At 42.6% G+C, this 943-nt stretch carries 1 protein-coding gene; it reads right to left on the bottom strand.

What is annotated here, in order from left to right:
- Positions 1 to 65: 65 nt before the first annotated feature.
- Complete coding sequence (locus Y887_RS20600; protein WP_157004366.1) at positions 66 to 371, bottom strand: hypothetical protein; 306 nt, start codon at positions 369 to 371, stop codon at positions 66 to 68.
- Positions 372 to 943: the final 572 nt, after the last annotated feature.

The following is a 943-nucleotide window of genomic DNA, read 5'->3' as shown; positions in this document are numbered from 1 at the left end:
GCGCTTACTAATCTTATAAGGCACGTGCGGCTTGATGAATAATAAACGGGCCTTAAGGTTGGATGTCATGACTTCCCTCCAAACGTTGCAACACGAATTCCGCAACGTTCAAATGTCAACATAGGGTTAAGGCCGTCGGCACAAGTGATGAATAAATCATCAACAACAAGCTCATACCCTCCGACGTAAAGTATAAACTTATCATCGGTGTTGTTTAACAAAAGGATTGCGGCGATGCCGCCTTTATTATTACTAAATCCTATTGCATTCTCTCCGCTGACTTGCGCCTCATTAAACTCTTTGATAGCCCCCCAGTTCATACCTTCTTGCAAAGCGTTCAAAATCTTTTTCTTCATCGCTTCGGTACTCATAATCAAATCTCCTTTGCTTGATGAACTGAGTATAAGTATTGATAAAAGAAAAGGCAAGCATTTAGCTCACCTTTTTGATATTCATTTTACATAGTGGAGTAGGTCAATCTCTATCTCGTGCCTTGTCCTTGTTATCTTTGTATCACCCGTCCGGTGGGAGAATTGATAGAAGAAAGAGTCTTTGTGAGCACCTCGTTCAAACGTCATAGTGGCAATTCTGCACCCGCATATTGCATCAAGCTTTGCTCCGTTAGACAAAAGGTTGAATGTCAAGACAGTGTTATCCATCCTTGCGTTTTGTTTGATGCAAGACTTTAAGAACGCATAAGAGTCAGCAAATAAAGCGTGCCTTTTACAAATCTCTTTCACCTTCTCACGCTCATGCGCGGCGAGTATTTGATCACGGGTCATCACTGCACCTCTGTTATTCCGGTAATTCGAACGATGACGGTGTCATCCAAATTAAACTGCTGCCGCGCAACGCGTTTGATGTCGTCCTTAAGGTCCGCAATCAACTCCCTTGTTAACACTGTACGCTCTGAAACGTCATATTGAACGTCAAAGGTATACTC

Origin of the sequence: Xanthomonas pisi DSM 18956 (assembly GCF_001010415.1) — a bacterium.
In the GTDB taxonomy this organism is placed as follows: domain Bacteria; phylum Pseudomonadota; class Gammaproteobacteria; order Xanthomonadales; family Xanthomonadaceae; genus Xanthomonas; species Xanthomonas pisi.
The sequence above is the reverse complement of the archived record's forward strand: the minus strand, read 5'-3'. Positions and strand labels throughout refer to the sequence as shown.